We start from the raw sequence: 25,953 nt of genomic DNA on the forward strand, positions 1-25,953 counted from the left end.
TCATGTACCTTTATTATATCAACAATTAATCATTAGAATTTGATTTCAAAGAAGTTATTATGGCAGCTTCCTGATCCTCTGTAATAGTACCATTTTGAACTAAAGCGGATAAAGGATTAGCTGTGGCAGGATTACTATAGTTATAACCAGAATAACTTTGTGCTGCTATATACTGCTGTGTAAAAACATCTTTTATGGAACTTTCTTGTTCACTAGTTAATACTCCATTAGATACTAAAGAATCTAGTGATTTACCTAAGCTGCTATTGTTTAATTTATTCTCAGCATATTTATTTTGTGACAATGTTTGTATATCATCTGCTTCTTCTGAAAAGAAATCAGCTGCGGTAGATTTGCCGCTATCAGATAAATAATTTGTGAGAGCATCTTTATTTAGACTACTATGAATTAAATTTTGAGTTGAACTTAATATTGTGCTACTCATTACAACACCTCCAATAATTAATATTTGTACTATTTATAAAGTCGTTTAATAAAATGATTAACTTTAGTGCAGCATTTATAAAAGTAGTATAATTTTCTTTTACATGTCTAGAGTAATACTATAATTATTTTTCACTGCTTATATAATTTATGAATTGTTTAGCTGTCCTTCCAGAACGTCCATTTTGATTTAAAGCCCATTTAGCAGCTTCTTTTTTTAGGGTTTCTTCTGGTATATTTAAGTTGGATTTTTTAGCAAGACCTTCTACTATTTTAAAATATTCTTTTTGGTCAGGAGATATATAAGTGAGTTTTAATCCAAATCTATCAGATAGAGATAACTTTTCATTTACTGTATCTGAATTATGAAGTTCTTCTCCATTTTGAATCTTGTCACTCCAGGTTTCTTTAATTAAATGTCTTCTATTAGAAGTTGCATATACAAGCACATTTGAAGGAACTTTTTCTATACCCCCATCCAAGAAGGATTTCATTTGCTTATATTCAATTTCGCCTTCCTCAAATGATAAGTCATCTATAAAAACAATAAAATATTTGCCTCTGTTTTTGAGCTCAGTAAGGATATCAGGAAAGCATAAAAGCTGTCTTTTAGTTATTTCAACAAGTCTTAGACCTTTTGAGTAGTATTCGGTAATCATTGCCTTTACAGAAGATGATTTTCCTGTACCCCTTGAGCCTATAAGTAGTACATTATTTGCAGGAAGACCATTTATGAAAGCCTCAGTGTTCTTTACAAGGGCTGTTTTTTGACGATCATACCCGATTATGTCAGAAAGTTTAATATAATCATAATCAGAGACGCCCACAAGCCCATTTTCCCATCTGAAGGCTATGTTGTCTGACATCTCGCCAGAGCCTATTTTAAAACAGTAATCTATTAGGTTATTTAGCATGTTCTCGGGAGATTCAGACTGTGCTATTTTTAATTTCTCTTCATCAAACATATTTATTTTATGTCTATTTAAAGTTGGAGAATAATTTTTTAATAGCTCATTGTCTTTGTCAGTAATTAAACCAAGCTCCATGTTCATTATATTGTATAAAATTTTCATGTCATTTAATGACGCAGTATATAGACTTCTTTGAATTTTTGCCCCATATTTTTCAGCTGCTTCAGTGAAGAAATTCTTTGATTTTATTACAGAATACACTATGTAAGATTTTAATAAATCACCACTTAGTCCATTTGTTTCAGAAGCCTTTATAAGATTATGAACAATTGTATAGTAGAGATTATCAATTTCAGCATTGTCGTATTTTTTAGATTTAGTCTGAAGTAGCAGCTTTTTTAAATCATGTATTATGGGATCTTTTAAGAGGTTTCTAAATACAATTAGCTTATTTATGTTTTTATACATCTCGTTTAAAGATTCCCCTGAAGATAAATTTTCCATTTATATGCCCCCTAGTATTTTATATCTATGCATTCAATTTATAATATTAAGAACATTGCGAAACAACTTATTTTTATATTGCAAATTGAAGTATATATAGTTATTATAGATTATTATAGCTTCCTAGTATATAATATAAGGCAATAAATTAAAATAAATGGTTCACAACTCAAATATTAAGTTATACACGCTTTGATGCTAGCATTAAAGCATGTATAATTTAGATTTCGTATTGTGAATCTTATAAATGGGAGTATAATTTATGGCAGATGAAAATATTGAAATTGCATATTATGAGTCACCTATAGGTAATTTAGAATTAAAAGCATTTAAGGGGAAACTCTGTGAAATGAATTTTATTGAGGATGAAGTTAAAATAAGTAGTAATAATGCTTTATTGCAGTTAGCATTAAAAGAGTTAGATGAATATTTTAAGGGAAAAAGGAAAGAATTTGATTTAGAACTTTTAATGTCCGGAAGTGAATTTCAAAAGAAAGTTTGGGGAGAACTTATGAAAATTCCTTATGGCAGTACTGTAAGTTATGGAGAAATTGCAGAAGCTATAGGAAATAAAAATGCTTCAAGAGCCGTAGGAAATGCTAATAATAAAAATAAAATTCCGATAATAATACCGTGTCATAGAGTTATAGGAAAAAGTGGAAAGTTAGTGGGATACGCAGGTGGAATTTGGAGGAAGCAGTGGCTTATAGATCATGAGAAGTAACAATATTTTAAAACGTTAAATAGAATTAACAAATCTTATCATAACTGGGGTTTGGGTCATAGACCCATTATCCTTCTGTATAAAATATAGGCTATCTTAATGTTTACGGCTAACAACTTTGATTTGTTAATTCAAAATCATAAAAACTTAAGATATCCTAATAACTCGCAAGTAAGCTCAGACAATTAGAATATCTAAATTTTTTAACAATTTGACACTAAGATTTATACAATTTTATTTAAATCGTTTCTAAAATATTGTTACTTCTCACAGGGAAGGGCAAGGTGAATTTTTCTCCGCTTCTCTACGAAAAATAATATAGCCATTAAACTAAATCAGTTATTTAAATTTCACAAGCTTCGTAGAATTATTGAAAGTTTACTTGTCTAAATAGAGATTTACTAATTTAATCTCTGTAATTTATGTCTGAAATTCCGTAGTAAAAGAAGTATTTGTTTGACATACAATATTATTATGATATTATAATAAATTGGATGTGTATACGATATAGTAGAGTAAATTTATGTGAAAAATTATAACTATTTTCTATACAAATGAAATCAGGAGGAATAAACTATGGAAAACATACTTGTAAAACAACTTTACAGATTATCCGGCGAATTTGGTGGAAAAAAAGTAAGATTATCAGGTTGGGTAAGAACTATAAGAGCATCTAAAGCTTTTGGATTTATGGAAATCAATGATGGAAGTTTCTTTAAAAATATTCAGGTCGTATTTGATGATAAACTTGATAATTTTAAAGAAGTTTCTAAGTTTATAATAAGTTCTACAGTAACCGTTGAAGGAGAGTTTGTAATAACTCCTAATGCAAAGCAGCCATTTGAAATACATGCTGAAAGCATTAAATTAGATGGTAATTCAGACAATGATTATCCACTTCAAAAGAAAAGACATACTTTTGAGTATTTAAGAAGTATTGCTCATTTAAGACCTAGAAGTAATACCTTTTCAGCAGTATTTAGAGTACGTTCATTAGCAGCCTATGCTGTACACAAATTTTTTCAAGAAAGAGATTTTGTATATGTAAATACGCCTTTAATAACAACAAGTGATGCTGAGGGAGCAGGAGAAATGTTCCAGGTAACAACTCTTGATTTAAAAAATGCTCCTAAAAATGATGAAGGAAACGTAGATTATTCAAAGGACTTCTTTGGTAAAAAGACAAATCTTACAGTTAGTGGACAGTTATCAGCAGAGACTTTTGCTCTTGCTTTTAGAAATGTTTATACTTTTGGACCAACTTTTAGAGCAGAGGATTCAAATACAGCAAGACATGCAGCTGAATTCTGGATGATAGAACCTGAAATGGCTTTTGCAGAACTAAGTGATTACCTTGATACTGCAGAAGAAATGGTAAAATATATAATAAGTTATGTAATGGAAAATGCACCAGAAGAAATGGAATTCTTTAATAAAAGAATAGACAAAGGCTTATTTGATAGATTAAATAATGTTGTAAATAGTGATTTTGCAAGAATAACTTATACTGAAGCTGTTGATATACTTGAGAAGTCAGGAGCAAAATTTGAATATCCAGTTAAATGGGGAATAGACCTTCAAACAGAGCATGAAAGATATTTAACTGAAAAAGTATTCGAAAAACCAGTTTTTGTAACTGATTATCCAAAAGATATAAAAGCATTTTATATGAGACTTAATGATGATAAAAAAACCGTAGCAGCAGCAGATTTACTTGTTCCAGGCATAGGAGAAATAATAGGAGGAAGCCAGAGAGAAGAGAGACTTAAAGTTCTTGAAGCTAGAATGAATGAACTCAACTTAGATAAAGAAAGCTACTGGTGGTACCTTGAACTCAGAAAATACGGTGAAACTAAACACTCAGGTTACGGACTTGGTTTTGAAAGAATGATTATGTATTTAACAGGCATGTCAAATATAAGAGACGTAATACCATTCCCTAGAACTACAGGTAGTGCCGAGTTTTAAAGATATAAAGTTGAAGTATTAATGATTTTATAGAACGTGTAAACTTTATAATTACTAAGAATAACAAAATCGCTTTTATTTGCTCATTTTTATCATATGGAGCAAATAAAAGCGGTTTTTTATATTTGGATTTATATATAAGTTACAAAAAATATAATTAATAAAAAAATATAGTATAACGATAATAATATGGTATTTAAAAATATAATAATTTAGGAGTGATATGAATGAAAAGCAAATTTAAAGTATCTTTCTTAGTATTTTTAATTGTTATTTTAGGGTGTTTTACAAGTGTTTTTGCAGATACTATTAATGATGGAGCAGTAAGTGGAACTACTAATATAAGTGCCAATGTCCAGAACAATCAAATCGATAACTCGGATAAGGCTGTATTGATAATAACTAAAACTAACGGACAAGTTAAGCAGTATAATGTAACTATGAATATAGTAAATAATTTTATATCTTGGTATAAATTAAGATCGGCAGGGAAGGGAAATCAATTTTATAAGTTTGATGTAGTTGAAAGCTCAAATCCTAATATTGTAAAACCTGACTATGTTTTTTTTGATGAAATATCATCTTTTGAAGTAGATGATTATACAGAATAATATGATAGATGCCGGTGTTTTTTAAGTTTAAGATTTTTTCGTAGTGTAACGGAGAAAAAATTACATTGCATTTATCTCTAGTTTAAAAATAAAATTTTGGAACGATTTAAATAAAGGTCAATAAATCTTAGTTTTAATTTTAAAAAAACTTAGAAATTTCAATTTGTCTGAGCTGTAAGCGAGTTATTGAAATTACTTAGTGTTTTCAAAATTAGAACTTTAGATTTATGACCTTTATTTAATGTTCCGAAATTTTATTTTTAAACTACGTTTCTTAGGCGCAGTCTCATAGCACACCAGTCTTTTTGTGTTATTTTTCTTTCAAACCCAAACTGCTCATAAAAGCCTTCTTTACCATGAGCACTCATGAGTTCAACACAGGTTTTCCAGCCATAAGGTATTTTACTTTTTATAAATTTTAATATATCTTCTATTAAAAGCTTACCAACACCTATTCCTTGATATTCAGGAAGGACAGCAACATCTTTTATAAAAAAGCATTTATTAGAACCGTATGCAATTCTCCCCATTGCAATATACTTGCCATTATCTACTATGCATACGGTATAAAGTGAATTTTTTAATGCTTCTGTTACTTCATCTACAGAAGGATGTCCCCAACCAACAGCGCTTGCAAGAATATCAAATATTTCAGGTGTTAAGCTATTCTTTTCTACTTTAAACATTTACATCACGCCCCAATTATAAACAAAGATAATAAAAAATAGGCAAGTGGTAGAACTACTTATCACTTGTCGTTTAAAAGTTTCCTATACCAACCATTAATATATTATGGAATTATTATTCATGAAGTTCCCTAAGAATTTTTTTTGCTATAGCATCAGCATCAATATTGTCATCTACTTCAAGCATAAGCTGCTGACATTTCCCTGCGGCTGAACCTGTAATGTATACTATTTCCCCTGTTATATTGTTAACCTTTTTAGTAACCCTTGCTTTATCGCCTTTTTTAACAAGAATTTTACCGCCTAAATCTAAATTTATATAATGATCTGTTTTGAATTCAATTACCTGACCTATAGAAACCTTCATAGAAAATCCTCCCCATCATTTATTTCATTATGTAAATTCTATAATTATATTTTCGGATGTTTTTCTATTTTCTTACCTGTCCGTTGCCATAAATAATATATTTTGTTGTAGTAAGTTGTTCAAGTCCCATAGGACCTCTTGCATGAAGCTTTTGAGTGCTTATTCCTATTTCCCCTCCAAAGCCAAATTGCTCTCCATCTGTAAATCTTGTTGAGGCATTTACATATACGGCAGCAGCATCAACTTCTTTTAGAAATCTTTGAGCATTAGTGTAATTTTCTGTTATTATAGCTTCAGAATGTTTTGTACCGTATTTATATATATGGTCAATAGCTTCATCAAGTGAATTTACAACCTTTACTGATAATATTAAGTCTAAAAATTCTTTACCATAATCCTCTTCTGTAGCAGGAATTATATCTTTTACAATGCTTTGTGTAACTGCACAGCCTCTTATTTGAACTTTTAAAGCTTTTAGTTTCTTGCATAGACGTGGTAAAAATGTCTGCGCTGCATCAGCATGTACTAGAAGACTTTCCATGGCATTACATACAGCTGGACGCTGAAGTTTAGCATTTATTATAATCTTTTCAGCTTTGTCAAAATCAGCGTATTTATCAACATAAACGTGACAGTTTCCGGTTCCAGTTTCTATTACTGGTACTATAGAATTTTGGACTACGTTTCGGATGAGTCCAGCTCCCCCTCTTGGGATAAGTACATCAATTATTCCATTAAGTTTCATCATAACATTAACCGTTTCTCTATCAGTTATATCAATAAATTCTATTGTCCCTTCAGGAAGACCGCTTTTTGAAACAGCTTCTTTTATTATATTTGAAATAGCTATATTTGAATTTATAGCCTCTTTGCCGCCTCGCAAAATAACAGAATTTCCTGATTTAATGCATAGTGCAGCAGCATCAACTGTAACATTAGGTCTTGCTTCATATATTATTCCAATTACTCCTAGAGGTACACGCATTTGACCTATTTCAAGTTCATCTGGTGTTTTCCACATTTTTATGACTTCACCAATTGGATCTTGAAGAGCAGCCGTTTTCTTTAGACTTTCGGCCATACCATTAATTCTTTTATCATTTAAAGTTAATCTATCTATAAGTGCTTCTGAAGTCCCATTTTCTTTTGCTCGTTTTACATCTATCTTGTTTTGATCTAGTATATAGTCTTTATTTTTTAGGAGAGCAGCACTCATTTCTAAAAGAGCTCTGTTTTTATCATTTGTATTCGCATAGGAAAGCTTCTTTGCCGCAAGCTTAGCCTTTTTTGCCTTTTGAATAACATAATCTTTTATATCCATTTTTAACCCTCCGAATATCTATTTAGTTTTGAGGTATAAAAAGCGTACCTTCATTTTGGAAATTTAAAATATTTCGTATAACTTCTTGTTTTTCTCCGTTTGCAATAACCATTGATATTCCACTTTCGGTGGCTATTGAGGCAGCTCTTATCTTTGTAGTCATTCCGCCAGTACCAAGCTTTGTGCCAGCACCGCCAGCTGATTTTTTTATTTTATCTGTTATTTTTTCTACAGTATTTATCAAAACAGCATTTTCATTTGTATTGGGGTTTGAATCATAGAGTCCATCTATATCAGAAAGTAAAATAAGTAAGTCTGCTTTTATGAGACATGAAACTCTTGCAGAAAGGGTGTCATTATCTCCAAATTTAAGTTCGTCAACTACTGTAGCATCATTTTCATTTACAATTGGAATTACTCCACTATTCAGCAAGGCTGAAAAAGTATTTTGTGCATTTACAAGTCTTTTTTTACTGGATAAGTCCTCACGGGTTATTAAAATTTGGCCTACTATTTGACCATATTCAGCAAAAAGTTTCTCATAAGTGTGCATTAGAACTCCCTGACCTACAGCAGCAGCAGCTTGTTTTTCCGGTATAGTCTTTGGCTTTTCCTTTAATCTTAATTTGCCAATGCCAGCGCCTACAGCACCAGAAGTGACAAGTATAACTTTAACCCCTTGATTATGTATGTCTGCAATTTGTCTTACAATATGTTCTATTTTATAAAAATCTAGACGTCCGTTTGGATGCGTTAATGTAGAGCTTCCTACTTTTATAACTAATTTATGTACATTATTCAAGTATTGTTCTCTTGTGTTCATATTATGTGGCTACTAAAATATTGTATAGATATTTAATTATTTTACAATAATAAGGTTACATAGCAATATTTTAAGTAACGCAGCCTCCTCTTTATAAATTATTAGATAATAAATATAGTTTATTGTATAATAAAAAATGTATATATATTTATCATAAGATTATATCATAAAAATTTGTTTGGTTTCAAGGAGTGAAAAAGAATGGATAAGAAAATAGGTTTTATTGGCTGCGGAAATATGGCACAGGCAATGATAAGGGGAATAGTTAAAGCTAAGACTGTACCGGCTAAAAATATAACAGTAAGTAATCCTTCAAGTGAAAAACTGAAAAAGGTTAAAGAAGCCTACAAGGTATTAACTACAAATGACAATAAAGAAGTTGCACTTAATTCAGATATTGTAATATTATCTGTAAAGCCTAATAAATATGCAGAAGTTATAGAGGAAATAAAAGAATCAATATCAAAGGATGCCATAATAGTTGCTATAGCGGCAGGGGTTTCTATAGAAAAGATAAATATTATGTTTAAGGAAAATAAAAAGGTTGTAAGAGCTATGCCAAATACGCCTGCTTTTGTTGGTGAAGCTATGTCTGCGATAACTCCTGGTAAGGGAATTGAAAAAAAGGAGCTTGACGATATAATAGAAATTTTTAATTCATTTGGAAAATGTGAAGTTGTAGATGAAAGCTTAATGGATACAGTAACAGGAGTAAGTGGTTCTTCTCCAGCATATGTTTATATGTTTATTGAAGCTATGGCAGATGCGGCAGTTTTAAATGGAATGCCTAGGGAAAAAGCATATAAATTTGCAGCACAATCTGTTTTAGGATCAGCTAAAATGGTACTTGAAACAGGAGAGCATCCAGGTAAACTTAAGGATGATGTATGTTCGCCAGGAGGAACAACTATTGAAGCAGTTTATTCTCTTGAAGAGAGCGGATTTAGAGCAGCAGTAATGGAAGCAGTAGATGCATGCACAAACAAGTCAAAAAGCATGGGGAAGTAACAGTGCTGAAGGAACGTTAAAAAAATTCTATAAATCTAAGGTAAAAAAATTGCAAAATCCTAAGATATTTCAATAACTCACTGGAAGGATGTTCAAACAGATTGAAATATCTAAGTATTTTGCAATTTTTTTACCAAGATTTATTAGAATTTTTTTAAATCGTTCCTTCAGCACTGTTACTTCACTTAGAGGGTAAAGCAATGATACCTTTCTTACGCTTTGCTACAGAAAGCTTTTAATTTTTTAAATTCTTGGCTTTTAAATAAATTAATGTATTAGTCATCATTAATTTGTGATGATCGGCAGCATACATAAGACTTAGGTTTTAGTTCATTATCCTTCTTTATAAAATATAGGATATCTTATTGTTTACTGCTAACAATTTTGATTTATTAATTAAAAAACTTATCTAAATCCTTTATAATATGAGATTGCTTGTTTAAAGTTAAGAAGGATAATGGACTTCGCCCAAGCCTCGTGTATGATTTTGTTAATAATGACTAATATATTAAACTATTTAAAGATCAAATAATATAGATATCACAGTAAATAAGCTATTTGCTAATTGAATGTATGCAATTTATGCCTAAAATTCCGTAGGCACGGAGGAATTTTTTCCTTGTTTTACTCCAAAAATGAACTAACATTGATGAAGTAACAATTTAAAAAAACTCTAATAAATCTTGGTAAAAAAATCGTAAAATACTTAGATATTTCAATTTGTTTGAACATTTTTTCAGCGAGTTATTGAAATATCTTAGGATTTTACGATTTTTTTACTTAGATTTATAGAATTTTTTTAATGTTACAAATCAATGTTAGTTCATTTTATTCAGTCTGAGAATGTATTTTTTATGCTTAATATGGAATTTAGATTATCAAAAAAGATATCTATTAATATGGGATCAAAATGATGTCCTCTTTCTTTTTTAAAAAGCATTAATATTTCATTCAGACTCCACGCATCTTTATATACACGCTTTGACCCTAGAGCATCAAAGACATCGGCTATAGCAGTTATGCGGCCATATATATGTATACTATTACCTTTAAGGCCATATGGATAGCCAGTCCCATCAAATTTTTCATGATGTTCTAGAGCTATTATTGCAGCGCTTTTCATAATCCTTCTGCTTGAGGATTTCAGCATATCATAGCCTATTTTAGAATGAGTCTTCATTATTTCAAATTCTTCTCTTGTGAGAGAAGCAGGTTTATTTAAGATGGAATCAGGTATTGCTAATTTTCCAACATCATGCATAGGTGATGCCAGTTTTAAAATTTTAATTTCATTGGAAGGCAATCCGTATTTACAAGCCAAGAGATTAGAATATTCTGCAACCCTTCTTACGTGATGACCTGTTTCATGGGATCTAGCTTCGGATATTTCTCCAAGAGTTAGTATTATTTCCTTTTGAGTTGATTCCAGTTCAAGATTAAGGCATATATTGTCAAAGGCTATAGACATATTTTTATAAAATAATTCTATGATATTTATACATGATTTTGGTAAGTTTTTAAGCTTTTCAAAATAAATTATCATACTTGAATTAAAATTATTAGTAAAATATATGGTAAAGTGGTCACTTGAGTATTTATTTTTTTTGGCATGAATTACAATATTAAATTCTCGTAATGTTGCTAATGAAACAACTTTTTTTATATTTTTGCCATTAGCAGAAGAAAATCGTCCTCTGCCTTGTGATATGTAAAAAGCATTATTCTTTTTGATAGCTACAAAACAGGATTCATTATAAGATGAAAGGTTATTATATGATTTAATAATTGAGGATAATTGATTTAAAACTCCTATGGAGAATTTGCCAATGGAGTGAATTTCAAAGATAATAGAAGAACTTTTAATTACATCTTCTAATCCCCTTTTACTATTTTCAGAAGCTTTAATAATTTCAAAGGATTTTAATGAAGAAATAACCGAGGATAGAATCATAGCTCTATCAAGATTTTTATCGTAGAGAAACTCATTTATATCGTAGTTCATAATTATTTTATCAGGAGAGTAATTACCTAGAAACTTGTTTTTAAGTATTATTTGGATACTTTTGTTTTTTAAAACTTTTCTTATATAATTAACTATTAATAATTCATTTTTTACCGATATTGAATTTATATTGTTTTCAGAGTCTATAAATAATACTGATGCATCGCTGTTATTATTTATGATTATTTTACATTCTTCTGTTGAGTAGGCATGTAGGATACTTACAGAAGAATTTTTGCTTTTTATTGAAGATAAAATTTCAGTTAAAAAGTCATGATTACATTTATGTTTACTTAAAATTATTATCTTAAATATTAATCTCTCTAACATATGCCATAATATCCTCCATATATTTGAATACATGTTATATTATAGACTAAAAGTAAATAAATTAGAAGGAATTTTAAAAAATATTAATGTAAAAAAAGTAAATAATTTTAATTAAATGTTAGACGGGGTATAAAATGTAATACAGTATATAACTATTTGAAAATAATAATGAAGTGAGGAATAAATCTATAACCTATTTACTATAGAAATTTGTAATATTTATGATATTATAATTATAGAACATAAGAGGTGGTATTTGTGGATATAAGAAATAATCCTGTGGGTGTTATTGATTCTGGTGTTGGAGGAATAAGTGTTTTAAGAGAAGCCTTAAAACAGCTGCCGCATGAGAATTTTATTTACTATGGAGATTCAAAAAATGCACCATATGGGATAAAAAACGTTCAAGAAGTAAGAAATTTAACTTTTAATGTAGTGGAACAGCTTTTAAATATGAATATAAAAGCACTTGTTGTGGCCTGTAATACAGCAACTAGTGCGGCAATAGAAGAACTTAGAAAGAGATATAAGAGTATTCCTATAATAGGGATAGAGCCTGCCCTTAAACCAGCAGTAGAATTAAAAAGAAAAGGCAAAATAATAATAATGGCAACACCAATGACTCTTTCTGAAAAGAAGTTTGAAAATCTCATGAAAAAATATGCTGAAGAAACTGAGATAGTAAAACTTCCATGCCCAGGTCTTGTGGAGCTTATAGAAGATGGCATAGTCGAGGGAAAAGAAATGCAAGATTATTTAATGAGTAAACTTCAAAAGTATTTAGAAAATGATATATCAGCATTTGTACTTGGATGTACTCATTACCCGTTTGTTAAAAAAGAAATTGCAAAACTTGTTCCAAAAGATGTGCCTATAATTGATGGCAGTGAGGGAACTGTTTTACAACTTAAGAGGAAACTCAAGATTTATAATATTTTAAATAGAAATGAAGAAAAGGGAAAAGTAAAAATGCTCAATTCTCTTGATGATAGCAAAATAATAGATTTAAGTTTTAAGCTTTTACATTTGAAGTAGAGTGATATTTTTAATTAACTGATTAATATTATTTTATATATTTTTGCTTTCTATTTTATTTCACATAATGTTTTTTTGATGAATAAATTAATAGTGAGTTTATTAGGAGCATCTTCATAAAAACTAGTGAAATAAGGTGGTAAAATGAAAGTTTTTACTTTAAGTAATGTAGATAAGGATAAATATTTAAAAAATGACAATGACATTGAAGATAGAAACCTTAAATTCTCATGGAATGAGCCTGCTAACTGCATTACTATTGCTAATCATAAAAATAGTGGAAATATATATATTATTTATGGCATTAAATTAAATTTATATGGGAAAATAGATTCTGTAGATGTATTTATGGGTAAGGATGATTGCAGGATTTGCAGCAATAGAGAAAGCATTTTTAACTTGGACTATATATTAAAAGAAGATATGGATGAGTTTCTTCAAATCGGAAATATTCTAGCTGATGAAGATGAAAGTTTTGATATACTAAAAAGTGATGTTGACATTGTTTTGCCAGGTGGATGTTTGATTATAAAATTGAATGAAAATGTGTCATCACTGGAAATAGATATGAAGTTTCAAAAGTACTTTATAGGGTGATATTTTTGTTAAAGTAAAAACTTATGCAAAGAAGGGGATACGATGAAGAACAATAGTAGAATGTATGTGTATGGATTTGAGGAAAATGAAATTGAAGAATTAAAAAAGATTGTAAGTGAAAATAAACTTCCTGGTTTTTCAACAATAAATAAAAATATGGGCAATATGAAAGTCAGGGATATAATAAAGGGTCTAAGTGTTTCAACATATGATGAGGAATTGCCAGCATGTAAGCTTGTTTTGTTTAATAAATTTACAGACAAACAAGTTGAGACAGCTATAAAAGCTATAAGAGGTATAGGTAAAAGCTCACCTATATTTGCATCGGTAACCCCTACATCTATGAATTGGACTGTAAAGCATTTACTCCAGGAATTAAACAAAGAACGTGAATGGTATCTAAAGAATGGGAAGTAACAATATTTTAAAACATTAAATAAAACTCATAAGTCTAAGCCCCAAATTATAAAAATCCTAAGAAATTTTAATAACTCGACTCTAGTCTCAAACAAATTAAACTTTCTAAGTCTTTTTATAATTTGGAGCAAGACTTATTGAATTTTGTTTAAATTGTTTTCAAAATATTGTTACTTCCCATATAGAGTAGAAGCAAGGTGAATTTTTCTACGTTCCGCTACGAAAAATATTAAAAATCAAGTCAGTTCGTATTTAAAATTTCGTAGGAACGGAGGAATTTTTTCCTTGTTTTTACTCCTAAATTGGATTAACAGTGATGGAGGAATGATTTAAAAAACTCTAATAAATCTTGATGAAAAAATTGTAAAATTATTATATACGAGGTTTGGACTTTGCCAATTATCCTTCTTTACTTTAAACAGGCAAGCTCCCTTTATAAGAAGTTTATATAAGTTTTCAGATCAAAGTTATTAGTCGTAAATATTAAGATGGCCTGTATTTTATAAAGAAGGATAATGGGTCTAAAGACTCAAACCCCAGTTACGATAAGATTTATAGAATTTTTTTAATGTTCCTTTATTACTGTTGGCCTAATAGCAAAATATAAGTTTAAAGGGATGGTATTATATGAATAGAGCAGGAGAAAAAATTAGAAAAATCAGAGAAGAAGCTAAACTTTCTCAAAAGCAGTTTGCTAAAAAATTAGGGGTAGCAGAGAAGTTTATTAATGAAGTTGAATGTGGAAGAAAAGTTATAAATGATAATATGATACATAGAATAAAAAAATTATTTGGTAAAGATATTAATGATATAAATATGATTGCAAATGAAGAAGAGGAAACAAATGAGTCTAAGTATGCTTTTAAAACTCCATTAAAGAAGAAGGAAACAAATGCAGTTTGGACCGATGCATTTAGTTCTATTTTAAAGAGTGTACCTGTGTATGATTATTCATTTAAGAATGTAATTTCTAAAAAATCTCTTCCTGTTGTGGATAACAAAATTGAAGGATTTAATCAGGACAAAGTTTTCTTTATAAAAATTGAAAATAATGATATGACAGGATTTAGAATAATGAAGGACGATATAGCATTTGGACATATGACAGGAGAAATTGAGAATAATGCTATTTGTCTTATTGAGTACAATAACTTGAGAGTTTTAAGACAAATAAAAAGATTGGACGGAAACAAACTATTACTTATAAGCAATAATGGAAATTTAATGACTCAAACAGTTCAGGCAAATGACATAAAGATTATAGGTAAGATAGTTAAGATAGAATTTTATGTTTAATAGATTAAGTGGTTTTTAGGGGAAGCTGAAGTATGGCTTCCCTTTTTATGTTTTAAGAATATTTGATATTAGTGTAATATTAAAATTTATATATCAAAATCCTCAGATTTGAGACTACTATAGTAGCGACCTTTTTTGGCTGTGAATTTTAATACACAATAATCAGGATCAGTCACACCTTGCTTATAGTACACGGTATCACCATCACGCCATAATTTTTCTTTAGCCTCTGGTGTTTCAATGACTTCTATTATTCCAACAAGGCTTACTCCTCTAAAAAAACGTCTATTAAAAAAGTATATACTTGCCTTGGGGTTTTCACGAAAATATTTTACTTTATTTGATGATGTATTTGTTGAAAACCAAAACGTTTTAATTCCTTCACGTTCACGCGGGGATAGCATTGCTTTACTGATGGGAAAACCTTCATTATCTACATAACTAATAATTGTTATATTACTTTTATCAATCAGATTGCCAATTGTTTGCTCTGGATTTCTCATTATTTAAAATACCTCCTGCATAAATTTTCTTTTATTTTACCAGAAATATATCCAGGTGTATATGAAATACTTTTGTGTATGTATAAATTTATATTAACTTTTTTATATAACATTAATTACATATATAAGCATATATTTTATTGATATATTTATTCTCGGAGGGATTTTTACGGATAAGAGTGATGCATTTTTAGGTTTATTTTTTAATGTCCCACAAAATGTGAAAGATAAGTTATTAACACTCAAAGCTATTGGTACAGCTCAAAATGTTGAAGTTGTGATAAAATTTGTGGATAACCCTGTTAATTTAAAGAATTCTGTGGATAAATTAGGAGGAACTTTTGAAGATTTAGGTTTTGGCTTCGGCATTGTAACAATATCAATAAACAATCTTGATAAATTGGGTAGCATACCTCAAATTCAATATATAGAACTGCCCAAAAATCTTTATGCTGATTTTCTTCCTGCTAATGAAGCAAGCTGTGTTTTAAGTGCCTGGGATGTATATAAGCTTTCTGGTAAGGGAGTATTAGTTGGATTTATAGATTCAGGTATTGATTATACACATCAAGCTTTTATGAACAAAGATGGTACCAGCAGGATTCAGTATATATATGATTTAAGTTCTGGAGGCAAGGTATGGAATAATAATGATATAAATAGAGCAATTAAGTCTAATAACCCATTTTCAGTAGTGCCAGAAAGAGATGATTTGGGACATGGGACACATGTTGCGGGAATAGCCTGCGGAGGCGGAAATATAGACAGAAGACATTTTGGACCTGCTTATGAGAGCAGCATTGCAATGGTTAAAATGACAGGAGAGGGCAAGACCGTTTATGGGAAAAGTACACAGCTTATGCGCGGGGTAAAATTTTTAGTAGATAGAGCCAATTCAATGAATGTACCTCTTGTAATAAACTTGAGTTTCAGTACTAATGATGGAGCTCATGATGGAACAAGTCTTCTTGAGCAGTATATAGAAAATATATGTCTACTTGAAAAAATAAATTTTGTAATTTCAGCTGGAAATGAGGGAGATAGGGGACATCATGTGGGGTCAGAATTAAAGGATACTCAAACTATATCTATGAATATAAGTGAAGATGAGAAAATCATAACTCTTCAGATGTACAAAAGTTTTACGGAGGATATAAGTATAGAAATTAAAAATCCAGCTAATGTGTCCACAGGGGTAATTAATATAAAAGAAGGTTACAGTAATGGGCGTATACAAAATGATAGGTATTTTATATATTACAGCGGTCCAAAACCCTTTAGCTTAAATGGTGAAATTTTAATAAGCCTTACATCTGACTCGGCTGCTCTTGTTTCAGGAATCTGGATGATAACTATAACTAAAAAATCTAAAACTAAGGGTGTTTATGATATATGGATGCCTATAGCAGAGGGGCTTAATCCAAAGACTAGATTCTTAAGACCAAATGTTTATGATACTCTTGGTATTCCGGGAACAGTAAAGGATGCGGTGACGGTTGGAAGTTATAATCATGTTACAGGGACAATATCAAGTTTTTCAGGAAGAGGACGAGAAACAGGAAATCCCATAAAACCCGATGTGGTATCGCCGGGAGAAAATATAGAATCGTCAGTTCCTGGTGGAGGTTATGATAGCCTTTCTGGAACATCAATGGCAGCACCTACTGTATCTGGTATTTGTGCGCTTTTAATGCAGTGGGGGATAGTTCTTAGAAACGATTTATACATGTATGGAGATAGACTAAAGTATTATTTGCTTAAGGGAGCAAAACGAAATAGGGAGGATGTTATTTACCCTGATCCAACTTTTGGCTATGGTGCAGTGTGCTTAAACGATACTCTAAGCTTAATTATCACAAGAAATAAAAAGCTTTTAAGGCAGACTCAAAAGTCATGCGAAAATATATATTTTAAAGAAGATTACATGAACATGACAGTTGAAGCAGACAGCGATATTATTAATGCTATTTCAAAATTAGACTATGCTTGTGCATTTCCTATAGGAAACAATTACTATATTGTGAGCGTACAGGGAAATAGGCAGGAGGATCTTTTAAAGGCTGTTCCTCAAATACTTTATGTTGAGATGCCAGCAATTTATACTCAGTGTGCTTTATCACCGCTTGATACTGCGAATATCAATAAATTTCATGATAATCCGTATTTGACACTTACAGGCAGGGGAGTTATTGCAGGTATTATAGATACAGGTATAGATTATTTAAACAGCGAGTTTATGTATGAGGACAATACAACCAGAATTATGACTATATGGGATCAAACTGGAGTGTATGATCCAAAGAATAAAGAAATAAGTCATGGACATGAATATTCATCAACAGAGATAAATGAGGCAATTGCCCTAAGTAAAAATAAAGGGGACCCATACAGCAAGGTGAATTCTAGGGATGAAGATGGTCATGGTACGAAGGTCGCCAGCATAATAGGAGGACGTGGTAAATACGTAGGAGCGGCACCGGATTGTACTTTTGCGGTAGTTAAGCTTGCGAAAGCAAAAAAGATTTCGCTTAACCGCTATGGAATAATGGATACTCCAAAGTGCTTTACTACTACCAGTGTAGCTATAATTCAAGCAATAAAATATTTGTTTGATTATGCTCATAAGGTTAATATGCCAATAGTCATCTATATTCCATTAGGAACAAATGAGGGTGGTCACGATGGACATTCACTTGTGGAAAGGTATATAGATCAGATTTCAAGGATAAGAGGAGTTGCAGTGGTATGTGGTACTGGCAATGAGGGCGATACTAATACTCATACTTCGGGAATATTTAAAAGTACAAATGATGTAAATGTGATTGAATTTAAATCGGGACAGAATCAAAAGAATCTCCCTATGAATATATGGTTTAACAAGCCGGATAGGGTTTCCCTGAGCTTAACTTCTCCTTCTGGTGAAATCATAGACAAGATTCCTGTTAAATACAAGGGTCAATATACTACAAAACTGGTTTATGAAGAAAGTACGGTTTATGTGAAATACAATTTTCCAGAGGAACTTACGGGGGACGAACTTATAAGCGTATATATACAGGATATAAAACCAGGCGTATGGAAGCTCACTTTAACTGGTGAATATATATCTAATGGACAATACAATGCTTGGATGCCTCAAAGGGCTCTTTTGGAAGAAGGAACGGAATTTTTAAATCCTTCTCAGTATATAACTCTTACGGTACCCGCAACCAGTGAAAGCGCAATAGTATGTAGTTACTATAATCAGGATAACAATACTTTAATAGCAAGCTCTGGTAGAGGTTATACGAGGGATGATAGAATAGCGCCTATAGTGGGAGCAGGAGGATATGAGGTACCTACTGTAGGAAATAATGGAGAGACTGCAACAATGACAGGGAGCAGCCCAGCTTCAGCTGTTCTTGCAGGAGCAGTTATCTTAATGCTTCAATGGGGAATTGTTGACGGAAATGATAAAACAATGTATTCAACCAAAATAAAAACTTATATTATAAGGGGGGCGGCAAGGCGTGAAGGAGAGGTTTATCCTAATCGTGAAATTGGTTATGGTCTTCTTGACTTAAATGGTGTCTTTGAAAGAATGAGAAGTGAAAAGAAAAGCAGGGTTTTTGTAAGAGTGCCTAATGAGATAAAAAAATTTTTGGATAAAAAGTAGTAATAGAATCTACTGCATTTGAATATTAATGTATAATGAATAATTTTAATTAAGGATGGGTTTATTATGGCAAAAGGTAGATTGCAAATGCAGGTTTTTAAGGGAGATGACTATATACCGGTAGAAAAATCAAAGGTTACCATAACTAAATCAAGTGGTACCGGCACTGGAAATGAAAAAAGCATAGTGGTTTCAACGGATAGTTCAGGTCTTACACAGGAAGTAGAGCTTGATACGCCGCCACTTGAATATTCAATGAATCCAACAAATCAAATTCCTTATGGTCTTTATGATGTAAGAGTTGAAGCTTCAGGTTTAAGCCCAAAGCTTATAAAAGGCTGTCAGGTAATGCCAAATAGTTTGGCAATGCAGGATTGTAATTTACCACCTGCTAGAGAAAGGCAGGAGGTTATTATAGAGATAAGGCCAAATGTGCTTGTTGGAAATTATCCTCGTAAAATACCGGAAGATCCAGAAAAGCCAATGGTACCGCCGCCTAGTGGCTTTGTTGTTTTGCCAGAACCTCAGGTGCCTCAATATATAGTTGTTCATGCGGGTCCTCCGGATGCAGCAGCACCAAATTATACAGTGAGATTTATTAATTATATAAAGAACGTAGCTTCATGTGAAATATTCTCAACTTGGCCTGAAAGCACCATAAGAGCTAATGTTTTATGTATAGTTTCTTTCGTACTCAATAGAGTTTATACAGAATGGTATAGGGGAAAAGGAAAGGATTTTACCATAACAAATTCAACAGCTTTTGATCAAGCATTTAATTATGGACGTAATATATATAAAAGTATAAGTAACGTAGTTGATGATGTATTTTCAACATACATTAAGCGTCCAGGTAGAAAACAGCCGCTTTTAACGCAATTTTGTGATGGGAAAAATGTAAGCTGCCCTGGATGGCTAACTCAATGGGGAAGTAAGTACCTTGGCGATCAGGGGAAAAATGCGCCTCAAATTATTAGAAATTTTTATGGCTCTGATGTTCAATTTGCCACAGCTCAAAAGGTAAAAGGTATACCAATGTCGTATCCTGGATATGTTTTAAAAGTAGGTTCTACGGGAAATCCAGTTAGAACTATTCAAACTTACCTAAATAGAATTTCTGTAGATTATCCTGCAATTCCTAAAGTTGCAGTAACCAGCATTTACAATGATGCAACTAGAAAATCTGTGTTGCAATTTCAAAAGATATTTAACATGCCACCTATAGGAAATGTGGACTATGCTACCTGGTATAGAATTTCAGACATATATGTTGCAGTAACTAAGATAGGAGAACTGAGGGACGATTACACTGAAGATGAAGGAATATTTTTTCCACCTATAGCGTACACAGATAAGCCGGTTCCATATATTAATTATCCACAAAATTATATTTAATGCAATCTAATTAATAATTATTATTAACAAAAACGGATTTATATTGTATAATTATCATAGGAAATATATTTTTCTATGAAAGGGGAAAGAACGCATGAAAGGAACGGTAGTAGGAACATGGGTAAAAACATGTAAAGGACTGTATGGAAAAGATGTAGTAGAAGATGCACTTGAAAAAGCTGGATTCGGAAGAAAAAAGTTATTTTCTCCACTTGAAGATGTTGATGATAACAAGGTAAATAAATTCATTGAAAATATATCGAGTGCAGTTAAGGAAGATAAAGACATAATTTGGGAAAAAATAGGAGAGGATAATATAAATGCTTTCCATAAAAGTTTTCCCGCATTTTTTGAACATGAGAACTTATATTCGTTTTTTAAATCTATGTTTGATGTGCATGTGGTTATGACCAAAAAGTTTCCAGGTGCCAAGCCTCCACTTATATTAATAAAACCAATATCTAATAGAGAGGCAATTTTTACGTATAAATCCAAGAGAGGAATGTTTCCTTATTTAAAAGGACTCATAAAGGGAAGTGCTGACTTTTTCCATGAAAATCTTGGCATGAGTGAAGTTGAAAAAACAAATGAAAGTGTTTCATATAAATTTACCTTTGATAAAGACATATATTATAGAAAGAGCTTCAAGGTAAATAAAATACTTTCTTTAGGATTTATAAAAAATATTTCTGTTAAAATTGCAATATTTGTTTTTATTATTGCAGCAATTACTTCAGTGCCAATACTTGGAGTAAATAATTTAGTAAAAGCATTAATTTGTGCAGTGATACCAGCGGCAGCATCATTTATAGCATCAGAACTATTAATGAGACCTTTAAATACTATAAAGAAAGAAATATCATCATTAAAAAGTAATGAATTTTCAGAGGATGGAACTATAGAAACTTCAGATTTTTGGGAAGAAATTTATAATGAATTAAAAGAATACAGAAAAAATTTAATCAAAGATTTTGTTGGCTTTAAAGGCCTTACTGATGAAATGGGTACTTTTGTTCAAAGCATAAATGTTATAACCAAGGATATGGACAGTACTTCAAAGGAAATATCTGAGGTAGTTGAACAGGTTGCCGACGGTGCTGTAAGTCAAGCTGATAACACTCAAAGCAGTGTAACAGTACTTAACGACAATATAAATTCTTTAAAACGTGTAGTTGATATAGAAAACCAAAATAAAGTTCAACTTGAAGACACAATAAGCAAAATAAATAACAGTTATGAAAGTGTAAATACAACAAGTGGAAATATAACAAATAGTATAAATGAGTTTAAAGAGGTCAAGGATAAGGGCGTAGAGCTTTCTAATCAGGCTAAGGACATAACTAGTATAGTTTCAATGGTTTCGGAGATTTCAGAGCAAACTAATTTGCTTGCATTAAATGCCTCAATCGAAGCAGCACGTGCTGGAGAAGCTGGCAAGGGATTTTCAGTTGTTGCTGAGGAAGTAAAAAAATTAGCTGAGCAGACTAAAAATGCTGTTCAAAGTATAAATACTAATCTTGAGCAATTTGTAGTAAATATAAATGACCTTGTAATGAGAATAGAGACTCAGTACGGAGTTTTAGAGGGTGAAATATCAAATTTAAGCAGTGTAAGAAATTTAAGTCGTGATGCAAATGCTTCAGCAAAGGTTGTTTCTGATGCTATGATAAAAACTGTTGAGGAATTAAACAGAGAAGCTGAATCAATATCACAAGTATACAACAAGATGGAAACACTAGCTTCCATCGCAGAGGAAAATTCCGCTTCATCTGAAGAAGTAAGTGCCAGCGTAACTAGTTATACTGGTGAAATAGAAGATTTAACAAAGAAGATAAGGGAATTTGAAAAGATTGCAGAGAACTTCAGGACGGATTTGAATAAGTATAAGATATAATATAACAATATATAGATATCGGACAAAGGCATCAATGATAATAAATAAAATCATTGGTGCCTTTTGCTATAATAAATATCAGCAATGCTTCAAAAATACATAAGTATTTCAATAAAATTAGTAATAAATAAATTTTTATGAAGTACATACAATATTTTGTAAACTTTATGTTAAATATTCTCATATAGTATAAAACATGTTATTACTATAAGCGATAAAGCTAAAGAAGTGTTTGGTTTAGCTTATCAAAATTTTTTAGAAGTATAAATTTATTATATGAGAGGTTAATAATATGAAAAAAAATTTTTTGAAATCATTAGTTGCACTAGTTGCATCAGCTACATTTTTAGCAAATACGTCTGTCTTAGCAGATAATTCAGTATATGCAAAAAACATATCTAGTAATAAATCTTATAATGTCACTCAGCTAGCAAAATCAAAAGCAGGGACAACTATTCCAAGGTCTACTCTTGAAAAATGGGGATTAGGAGAATATGAAAGTGAACATATATCTAATAATAAACCATATTCTTGGTATATTGATCAAGGAAATACAGGTGCTTACTCAAATAATAACTGCGGTCCATCAAGTACCACAATGGCTTTAAAATGGTATAACAGTAATTTTTCAAAAACAGCTGAAGATGCAAGAAATACTTATCTTGAAGGTGGTGGATGGTGGAGAACCACTGATGTAACAAATTATCTTAGTTTAAATAATGCTAAATATTCTGTGATAGAAAATAGTGGAGAAAATCTTTTAAAAAGTACATTAAAACGTGGGAATATAGTTATATTATGTATAGATACAAGCTATCTTAGTTATAATGATAACCCACAACAAAGAGTGGGAAGATTTTATGATTACGAAGGAGGACATTTCATTGTTGTAAAAGGATACATAGTAGTGGATGGTAAGACATATTTTGAAACATATGATCCTAACAACTGGGATGAAACTTATAGTGATGGTCAGCCAAAAGGACAGGACAGATATTATGCCGACAACGAGTTAATGAATGGTATAAGTAATTGGTGGAATTACTTAATAGTAGTTAACAACAATACTGCATCATCAAGAAACAGTTTTATTGAAAACAATAATATGATGCAAAATAAAGCTAATGCAGAGACAAGACTTAGCAAAATAAAAGTAGGATATGGTAAGTAGAAAAATTATTGCATGAAGTTATAGAAGCAGCCCCCCCTATGAAGGGGTAAAACCATATTTTCTAATTGAAATTTTAGATGACAGAGAGTACCTAAGGCAAATTGTAAATGCTGCTTACAAAGAACTGCCAGAAACAAAACCGAGAAAGAAGAAATAATTAGTTCAAAGTAACAGTTTTATTTTGCCATAGGTAAACTTCTCACCTGATAAGTATATCAACATTTTATTTTAGCAATTCCTCAAATCAAATTCCGGTATAAAGCTTTCAGAGTTTGTTCCGGAATCTTGTATAAATCCATTCTCTATGCCTATAGATAAACTGTAATCTATGAGTGCATCATAATGCTTTGGATTTAAAGGTTTGTTTATTTCAGGATATTCTTTAGCATTAAAAGTAGGAGTGTATTGGTTCATTATGCTTACGTAAACTGAATTACCGAAAGTATTAAATATATAATCCATTACTTTTTTTGAATCAAATAAAAGCCCTGGCAGCATTAGATGCCTTATTATAACGCCCTTTTTAATTAAACCATTATAATCAAATTTAGGCTCACCAACCTGTCTTACCATTTCCCTTATTGCAGTTGAAGCTACCTTAAAATAATTTGGAGCTTTTGAGTATTTTATTGCGTATTTGTCGTTAAAGTATTTAAGGTCAGGCAAATATACATCTATGTATCCATTTAAAAGTTTAAGGGTTTCTAGAGGTACGTAGCCATTTGAGTTATACAAAATTGGAAGACTAAGACCTTTTGATTTTGAAAGCTTAATGGCTTCTATTATTTGAGGTACATAATGGGTTGGAGTTACGAGATTTATGTTGTTAGCACCTCGCTCTTGTTGCTCTAAGAATATTTCACTTAGCCTTTCTATGGAAACTTCTTTTCCAACGCCTTCCTGACTTATTTCGTGGTTCTGGCAGAAGACACATTTTAGAGTGCAGCCAGAAAAAAATATGGTTCCAGAGCCGTCTTTTCCTGAGATACATGGTTCCTCCCAATTGTGTAGGGAGACTCTTGCTATTTTTACGCTGCTGCCGGATTTACAAAAGCCCTTTTCGTTTTCTAATCTATTTATACTGCATTGTCTTGGACAGAGCTTGCAGTTTTCAAGCGGATTCATTTTTTTAAGCACTTCCTTATCTATTTTTTATATAGAAACAAATACATTGTACCATAAATATTATACTTATGAATCCGAAGGCTGGATATAGAAATGTTATTAAATTTTTAAAGCCTATTTGAGATACGGGAATAACTATTATTGACATCAAAATTGTTGACTTAATATAAGAAAGATTAAATGTGCTTTCAAGGGCTTTTCCTATACTGTATATGTCTGAAACCTCAGTTGAGAGCATTTCACACCATATTATTAGAAGCAGGGCAAATTGTATTGATTTGCTTAAACTGCTTGCCACGTAAAGCAAAGGTATTTCATATTTAAATATAAATGGGATATTTGAAATAAGTAAAAAATTTATCATAGCAGAAATAACTGTTAGTACGATTGAACCTATAAATACACCTAAAAATAAATTTTTAAAGCTTATGTTGTTTTCAGAACTTAAGGGTACAAGAACTCCTGAGCAGCATAATATGTTAAAACCTCCATACAATATACTTGATAATATATAGGAGCCTTTTTTTATGGGAACAGGGTTGTACAAAAAATTTCTTGGGAGCATCAGATAAAGTGTAAATGTAGTTACTATAGTTAAAATAAGCATGGGAACTATAACTGAATTTATTTTTATTAACCCATCGGTGTTTTTGAGAGTTATTATTAAGGATACTAAAAGTGTAAACATAATTCCAAGCCATTTGGGAATATTAAAGTACTGATTAAAAAGAGCCCCACTTCCAGCTAAAATAATTGAACAGCTGCTTATCATAAAAAAGCTAGTCATAATATTTATTATTTTTCCTAAAACTCCAGGGCTTGTTAGGGAGATTATATCTTTATAAGAATGAAGATTAAACTTCATACTCAGTTTTATTATTATAAATCCAATTGTTATGTATATTATGGCGCAAAATATTAAACCTAAAAAACTCTTGTAACCATAAGATGAAAAAAACTGAAATATTTCCTGACCGGAGGCTAAACCAGCGCCAACTACTGTACCTATAAAAATCCCCGCAACGGTAGAGATAATTTTAAAATTTTTTTTCATAAAATCCTCCTTACACATTTATGTACTGTTTTATATATAATTAAAATTTTTTTATTATAGTACATTTTTATAAAAATAGTGATTATGTTTATGAATTTTGAGCAAACTATAA

The 25,953-nt window shown here is 30.9% G+C and carries 22 protein-coding genes; 12 read left to right on the plus strand and 10 right to left on the minus strand.

Annotation, left to right across the window (positions count from 1 at the left end; translation table 11 throughout):
* Positions 1–25 precede the first annotated feature (25 nt).
* Both BEE63_RS12030 and BEE63_RS12035 read right to left on the minus strand, forming a co-directional pair.
* Positions 26–445 carry a hypothetical protein gene (locus BEE63_RS12030; RefSeq protein WP_066021622.1) on the minus strand — a complete coding sequence of 140 codons (420 nt, stop codon included), beginning with the start codon at positions 443–445 and terminating at the stop codon, positions 26–28.
* A gap of 124 nt (positions 446–569) precedes the next feature.
* Positions 570–1,859 carry an ATP-binding protein gene (locus tag BEE63_RS12035; protein ID WP_066021623.1) on the minus strand — a complete coding sequence of 430 codons (1,290 nt, stop codon included), beginning with the start codon at positions 1,857–1,859 and terminating at the stop codon, positions 570–572.
* Positions 1,860–2,121: 262 nt separating this feature from the next.
* On the opposite strand from BEE63_RS12035, the gene BEE63_RS12040 reads away from it, so the two are divergent.
* The 3 genes from BEE63_RS12040 to BEE63_RS22570 all read left to right on the plus strand — a co-directional run bounded on the left by BEE63_RS12040 (position 2,122) and on the right by BEE63_RS22570 (position 5,162).
* Complete coding sequence (locus BEE63_RS12040; protein ID WP_066021624.1) at positions 2,122–2,583, plus strand: methylated-DNA--[protein]-cysteine S-methyltransferase; 462 nt, start codon at positions 2,122–2,124, stop codon at positions 2,581–2,583.
* Positions 2,584–3,159: 576 nt separating this feature from the next.
* Positions 3,160–4,551, plus strand: a complete 1,392-nt coding sequence (asnS, locus tag BEE63_RS12045) for an asparagine--tRNA ligase (protein ID WP_066021625.1) — start codon at positions 3,160–3,162, stop codon at positions 4,549–4,551.
* A gap of 227 nt (positions 4,552–4,778) precedes the next feature.
* Entirely contained in the window at positions 4,779–5,162 is a 384-nt protein-coding gene (locus BEE63_RS22570) for a hypothetical protein (RefSeq protein ID WP_066021626.1), read from the plus strand.
* Between the two features lie 260 nt (positions 5,163–5,422).
* Here the strand turns inward: BEE63_RS22570 and BEE63_RS12055 are convergent, their stop codons facing one another.
* From BEE63_RS12055 to proB, 4 genes are all read right to left on the minus strand, one after another.
* Positions 5,423–5,848, minus strand: coding sequence for a GNAT family N-acetyltransferase (locus BEE63_RS12055; protein ID WP_066021627.1), 426 nt, complete (start codon positions 5,846–5,848; stop codon positions 5,423–5,425).
* Positions 5,849–5,963: 115 nt separating this feature from the next.
* Positions 5,964–6,215, minus strand: coding sequence for a hypothetical protein (locus BEE63_RS12060; RefSeq protein WP_066021628.1), 252 nt, complete (start codon positions 6,213–6,215; stop codon positions 5,964–5,966).
* A gap of 64 nt (positions 6,216–6,279) precedes the next feature.
* A complete protein-coding gene (locus BEE63_RS12065; RefSeq protein WP_066021629.1) occupies positions 6,280–7,536 on the minus strand; it encodes a glutamate-5-semialdehyde dehydrogenase in 1,257 nt (418 codons plus the stop codon).
* Positions 7,537–7,558: 22 nt separating this feature from the next.
* On the minus strand, positions 7,559–8,359 hold the full coding sequence (gene proB, locus BEE63_RS12070) for a glutamate 5-kinase (protein WP_066021630.1): 801 nt from the start codon (positions 8,357–8,359) through the stop codon (positions 7,559–7,561).
* A 201-nt stretch (positions 8,360–8,560) separates the two neighbouring features.
* Here proB and proC point away from each other — a divergent pair, with 201 nt between their 5' ends.
* Positions 8,561–9,367, plus strand: a complete 807-nt coding sequence (proC, locus tag BEE63_RS12075) for a pyrroline-5-carboxylate reductase (RefSeq protein WP_066021631.1) — start codon at positions 8,561–8,563, stop codon at positions 9,365–9,367.
* Between the two features lie 832 nt (positions 9,368–10,199).
* Here the strand turns inward: proC and BEE63_RS12080 are convergent.
* Positions 10,200–11,699 (minus strand): DUF3369 domain-containing protein, encoded by a 1,500-nt coding sequence (locus BEE63_RS12080; RefSeq protein ID WP_081312537.1) that lies wholly within the window; start codon positions 11,697–11,699, stop codon positions 10,200–10,202.
* Between the two features lie 258 nt (positions 11,700–11,957).
* Here BEE63_RS12080 and murI point away from each other — a divergent pair, with 258 nt between their 5' ends.
* The 4 genes from murI (at position 11,958) to BEE63_RS12100 (ending at position 15,044) form a co-directional block, all read left to right on the plus strand.
* A complete protein-coding gene (murI, locus tag BEE63_RS12085) occupies positions 11,958–12,734 on the plus strand; it encodes a glutamate racemase (protein ID WP_066021633.1) in 777 nt (258 codons plus the stop codon).
* A 144-nt stretch (positions 12,735–12,878) separates the two neighbouring features.
* Positions 12,879–13,331, plus strand: coding sequence for a hypothetical protein (locus BEE63_RS12090; RefSeq protein ID WP_066021634.1), 453 nt, complete (start codon positions 12,879–12,881; stop codon positions 13,329–13,331).
* A 42-nt stretch (positions 13,332–13,373) separates the two neighbouring features.
* Positions 13,374–13,748 carry a DUF3783 domain-containing protein gene (locus BEE63_RS12095; protein WP_066021635.1) on the plus strand — a complete coding sequence of 125 codons (375 nt, stop codon included), beginning with the start codon at positions 13,374–13,376 and terminating at the stop codon, positions 13,746–13,748.
* A 627-nt stretch (positions 13,749–14,375) separates the two neighbouring features.
* Entirely contained in the window at positions 14,376–15,044 is a 669-nt protein-coding gene (locus BEE63_RS12100) for a S24 family peptidase (protein ID WP_066021636.1), read from the plus strand.
* A gap of 86 nt (positions 15,045–15,130) precedes the next feature.
* Here BEE63_RS12100 and BEE63_RS12105 read toward each other — a convergent pair whose 3' ends face one another.
* On the minus strand, positions 15,131–15,547 hold the full coding sequence (locus BEE63_RS12105) for a pyridoxamine 5'-phosphate oxidase family protein (protein WP_066021637.1): 417 nt from the start codon (positions 15,545–15,547) through the stop codon (positions 15,131–15,133).
* A 163-nt stretch (positions 15,548–15,710) separates the two neighbouring features.
* Between BEE63_RS12105 and BEE63_RS12110 the strand changes: the two genes are divergently transcribed.
* The 4 genes from BEE63_RS12110 to BEE63_RS12125 all read left to right on the plus strand — a co-directional run bounded on the left by BEE63_RS12110 (position 15,711) and on the right by BEE63_RS12125 (position 23,662).
* Positions 15,711–19,202 (plus strand): S8 family peptidase, encoded by a 3,492-nt coding sequence (locus tag BEE63_RS12110; RefSeq protein ID WP_175400890.1) that lies wholly within the window; start codon positions 15,711–15,713, stop codon positions 19,200–19,202.
* A 66-nt stretch (positions 19,203–19,268) separates the two neighbouring features.
* Positions 19,269–20,597: a peptidoglycan-binding domain-containing protein gene (locus BEE63_RS12115; RefSeq protein WP_066021638.1), complete on the plus strand. Its 1,329-nt coding sequence runs from the start codon at positions 19,269–19,271 to the stop codon at positions 20,595–20,597.
* Positions 20,598–20,691: 94 nt separating this feature from the next.
* Positions 20,692–22,491 carry a heme NO-binding domain-containing protein gene (locus tag BEE63_RS12120; RefSeq protein WP_066021639.1) on the plus strand — a complete coding sequence of 600 codons (1,800 nt, stop codon included), beginning with the start codon at positions 20,692–20,694 and terminating at the stop codon, positions 22,489–22,491.
* A 292-nt stretch (positions 22,492–22,783) separates the two neighbouring features.
* Positions 22,784–23,662 (plus strand): C39 family peptidase, encoded by an 879-nt coding sequence (locus tag BEE63_RS12125; protein ID WP_066021640.1) that lies wholly within the window; start codon positions 22,784–22,786, stop codon positions 23,660–23,662.
* Between the two features lie 228 nt (positions 23,663–23,890).
* On the opposite strand, the gene BEE63_RS12130 is transcribed toward BEE63_RS12125, so the two are convergent.
* Positions 23,891–24,787 (minus strand): radical SAM protein, encoded by an 897-nt coding sequence (locus BEE63_RS12130; RefSeq protein WP_066021641.1) that lies wholly within the window; start codon positions 24,785–24,787, stop codon positions 23,891–23,893.
* A gap of 16 nt (positions 24,788–24,803) precedes the next feature.
* Positions 24,804–25,841, minus strand: a complete 1,038-nt coding sequence (locus BEE63_RS12135) for a YkvI family membrane protein (RefSeq protein WP_100369883.1) — start codon at positions 25,839–25,841, stop codon at positions 24,804–24,806.
* Positions 25,842–25,953 lie beyond the last annotated feature (112 nt).

Origin of the sequence: Clostridium pasteurianum (assembly GCF_001705235.1) — a bacterium.
Lineage (GTDB): Bacteria > Bacillota > Clostridia > Clostridiales > Clostridiaceae > Clostridium_S > Clostridium_S pasteurianum_A.